The sequence below is a fragment of the Brevundimonas sp. genome (assembly GCF_018608325.1).
Taxonomy (GTDB): Bacteria; Pseudomonadota; Alphaproteobacteria; order Caulobacterales; family Caulobacteraceae; genus Brevundimonas.
In genome coordinates this window covers 24,823-27,084 of record NZ_JABAZW010000099.1, presented here as the reverse complement: position 1 = coordinate 27,084, position 2,262 = coordinate 24,823, and the positions used below count along the sequence as shown (strand labels likewise).

The 2,262-nt window shown below is 66.6% G+C and carries 4 protein-coding genes; 2 read left to right on the top strand and 2 right to left on the bottom strand.

The features are described 5' to 3' along the window. Both QZ281_RS09805 and QZ281_RS09800 read right to left on the bottom strand, forming a co-directional pair. Positions 1–552 (bottom strand): glycosyltransferase family 4 protein (locus QZ281_RS09805; RefSeq protein WP_292227756.1); only part of this gene is annotated, 552 nt, incomplete at its 3' end. Between the two features lie 69 nt (positions 553–621). After that, positions 622–1,122 carry a peptidylprolyl isomerase gene (locus tag QZ281_RS09800; protein WP_292227753.1) on the bottom strand — a complete coding sequence of 167 codons (501 nt, stop codon included), beginning with the start codon at positions 1,120–1,122 and terminating at the stop codon, positions 622–624. 34 nt (positions 1,123–1,156) lie between these two features. On the opposite strand from QZ281_RS09800, the gene QZ281_RS09795 reads away from it, so the two are divergent. Next, entirely contained in the window at positions 1,157–1,867 is a 711-nt protein-coding gene (locus QZ281_RS09795) for an RlmE family RNA methyltransferase (protein ID WP_292227750.1), read from the top strand. Next, on the top strand, positions 1,864–2,262 hold a 399-nt coding region (locus QZ281_RS09790; protein WP_292227747.1), incomplete at its 3' end, for a DUF2332 family protein. The genes QZ281_RS09795 and QZ281_RS09790, both read left to right, overlap by 4 nt.

The window sequence follows — 2,262 nt, the reverse complement described above, 5'->3', positions numbered from 1 at the left end:
GGCCTGCCGGTCTGGGGCGTCGGCCAGGTCGACGCCGTTGGGGATCATGTAGAGGCGTTTGTCGGGAAACCGCCAGCGCCGTGCCTTGGCGGCTTCCTCGGCCGAGACGGTGATCACGGCGTCGCTGGAGGTTCGGGCCAGCAGGCTTTCGATCAGGCCGAACAGGCGACGGAAGCGCCTGTTGCGGTCCAGCGTGACCAGGGCGTGCGGCGTATAGACCCGCGCGGCGCCAAACGGGGCGGCCAGCCGCGCCAGGGCGCCCGCCTTTGAGCTGTGGCCGTGAATGAGATCGAAAGGCCCGATTTTGAGGATCAGACTGCGAAGCCTGAGAAAGGCGCCGACGTCCCACAGGCCGCAGGCGCGACGCATCGGCAGGCGGTGCACGGCATTAAACGGAAGCGTGGCGATCTCGGCTTCGAAGCGCGGCTCGGCGCGCGTCGGCGAATAGATCAGGGAAACTTCATGCCCACGCTGAACCAAGGCCCGGGCCAGATCGATGACGTGGCGGCCAGAGCCGCCGCCGGAAGGTTCGATAACCAGTAGTACGCGCAAATGACGCCCCCCGACGCACCTTTACAGTATGCAACTGAAAGGAAACGACGAAGGGCGTCAAGATTGCGTTTAAGCGACGGTCGCCTTGACGATCTTGCCCGGTGCGCGCGGCGGCTCACCCTTTGGCAGGGCGTCGATGTGCTCCATGCCCGACTCGACCTGACCCCAGACGGTGTACTGCTTGTCCAGGAAGCGGGCGTCGTCGAAGCAGATGAAGAACTGCGAGTTGGCGCTGTTCGGATCCGAGGTGCGGGCCATCGAGCAGACGCCGCGGACGTGCGGCTCGGCCGAGAATTCCTGCTTCAGGTTCGGCTTCTTCGAACCCGAGGTGCCGGTGCCGGTGGGGTCGCCGCCCTGGGCCATGAAGCCCGGGATCACGCGGTGGAAGACAACGCCGTCGTAGAAGCCTTCCTGGGCCAGTTCAGTGATGCGTTCGACATGGCCGGGGGCCAGGTCGGAACGCAGCTTGATGACCACATCGCGGGCTTCGCCGTCGCCGGTGTCCAGGGTGAAGGTCAGGGTTTCGGCCATTTCGGTCGTCCTTTTGGGGGTTGATTTGAGGCGGGACATAGCCCGCAACGCGTGTCGGGGCTATGTGGGAACGATGAGTGAAGACGAAAAGCCTCAAGAACGCAGACGGATGGTGCGGCCGCCCACGGGTGGGACCGCCGCCGGACGCAGCATGGGCACCAAAATGAAGACGGCCGACACCAAGTCGATGTCGAGCCAGCAGTGGATCAAGCGCCAGCTTTCGGACAAGTGGTCGGAGCGGGCGCGGGCGGAGGGCTGGCGTTCGCGCGCGGCCTTCAAGCTGATCGAGATCGATGACCGGTTTCATCTGATCAAGCGCGGGTCACGGGTCATCGACCTGGGCGCGGCGCCGGGCGGGTGGCTGCAGGTGGCGGTCGATCGCGGCGCGGCGGCGGTGGCGGGCGTGGCCCTGCTGATGATCGAGCCGGTGCCGGGGGCGACGGTGATCCAGGCCGACTTCACCCATCCGGGCGTGGACCAGCAACTGCTGGACGCCATTGGCGGGGCGCCTGATCTGGTGCTGTCCGACATGGCGCACAACACTGTGGGCCACCGCCAGACGGACCACCTGAAGATCATCGCCCTGATCGAGATTGCGGCGGATTTCGCCATTCGGACCCTGCGTCCGGGCGGCAACTTCGTGTCCAAGAACTTCCAGGGCGGCGACGCGGGCGGGGTTCTGGCGCGGCTGCGCGACGAGTTCGAGACGGTGAAATACGTCAAGCCGGAATCGAGCCGCAAGAACAGCGCCGAAGTCTTCCTGGTGGCGCTGAACAAGCGATGACCCAAGCCGTCGTCCGACAGGCGTTTCTGGATCAGGCGGTGATCTGCACTGCGGCGGGGGCGCCGTTTACGGGGCGGCTGTGCCGATTGGTCGGGGAGCGTTTGACGGATGAGGGCGAGATCGGGCGGCGGGTGCTGAACTGGCCCGGCACGCCGTCGCATCAGGGCGACGCCCTGCCGCTGCGGTTGATGGGCGGGCTGCATGCGCTGGCGCGGTCGGAGCAGGTGGCTGATCTGACGGCGATCTATCCGCCGAGGACAGCGCCGGATGATGAGACGGCCTGGGCCGTGGTCGAGCGGGCGTTGGCTGATCAGGTCGCGTTCCTGTCGCCGTGGCTGGATGGCCCGCCGCAGACCAATGAGGTCGGGCGGTCGGCGGCGTTGATGGCGGGGCTG

Bases quoted from the DNA above. Each gene is read 5' to 3' on its own strand.
- QZ281_RS09800 (WP_292227753.1), bottom strand. From the start codon at position 1,122: ATGTCCCGCCTCAAATCAACCCCCAAAAGGACGACCGAAATGGCCGAA.
- QZ281_RS09795 (WP_292227750.1), top strand. From the start codon at position 1,157: ATGAGTGAAGACGAAAAGCCTCAAGAACGCAGACGGATGGTGCGGCCG.